At 39.1% G+C, this 951-nt stretch carries 3 protein-coding genes; 2 read left to right on the top strand and 1 reads right to left on the bottom strand.

The genetic code is table 11. The annotated features are described in order from the left end of the window. Window positions 1–229: transposase (locus A3844_RS06065; RefSeq protein ID WP_074106910.1), on the bottom strand; the 229-nt coding region annotated here is incomplete at its 3' end. 138 nt (window positions 230–367) lie between these two features. On the opposite strand from A3844_RS06065, the gene A3844_RS06060 reads away from it, so the two are divergent. Further along, complete coding sequence (locus A3844_RS06060) at window positions 368–643, top strand: hypothetical protein (protein WP_074106909.1); 276 nt, start codon at window positions 368–370, stop codon at window positions 641–643. Window positions 644–729: 86 nt separating this feature from the next. After that, window positions 730–951: helix-turn-helix domain-containing protein (locus A3844_RS06055; RefSeq protein WP_143192014.1), on the top strand; the 222-nt coding region annotated here is incomplete at its 3' end.

The following is a 951-nucleotide window of genomic DNA, read 5'->3' as shown; positions in this document are numbered from 1 at the left end:
GTAATTCTTTTTCTTGTTCCAGCAGTCGCTGCTCGAGTTCACGAACCTTTTCCGCACTGTTTACAGGTTCATTGCCGAACTCCCGATACTTCGCCAGCCAGTTGTGCAGCACGCCAGGGGAGATGCCCAGCTCCTCACCAATCTCTACCACCGTCTTCGTCTGTTCCTGGATATACTTGACGGTTTCTTTCTTAAACTTTTCATTGTACCGTTGCCGTTGTTCACCCATGTGAACACCTCCTCGTTAAGTTCATTATTCATGCTCTCTTAACGGGTGTCCACTTTTTATTCTACTTGCACTTCATCACTTATCTTTGGGAATTTTTATGCTTCGATTATATGTTCTTCTACATTATTGGAACATACTTTGAGGTTAGCCATTCTTGATCCAATTAATAATGGAATTCCAAGAAAGCTTTCCAAAACCCAGTTGAATAAATACGACTCAATAAGTAAATTGCTGAAGGCCCCGGGAATTAAAAATATTATCCCTGACAGTAAAGACTTGGATTGGTGGAATCATGTTGCTAAAAAACTTAGAAACAAATCTGCCCACTATATAATACCAACGCTACTTCAATTGTTTACAGGAAAGGACTATCATCCAGAAAATTACAGTCAGCTTTCCATTGAGTATTTTTAATTATTTTTGCTATATAAGTTGAACTAAAGGAATTCATTTGCACACTGTCGAATAAAAAAGTACAACCTAAAAGCGACGGTGAAACCATGCAAACGACACAAACCTTTATTGAAATTGAAAGCTTAATGAAAAAAGAAAAAGAGCGACGTATGTTTGAGCGTTACCAAGCCATTTTTCTGCATTTGAAAGGGAAGAATGCACAAGAAATCGCAGAGATCATTGGCAGAACGGAACGAACAGTCTATAAATATTTACGTGCTTATCGCGAAGCGGGCGTAGCTGGATTGCAAATCAACTATTCAACGGGA

Origin of the sequence: Paenibacillus helianthi (assembly GCF_001909055.1) — a bacterium.
GTDB lineage: Bacteria > Bacillota > Bacilli > Paenibacillales > Paenibacillaceae > Paenibacillus_AQ > Paenibacillus_AQ helianthi.
The sequence above is the reverse complement of the archived record's forward strand: the minus strand, read 5'-3'. Positions and strand labels throughout refer to the sequence as shown.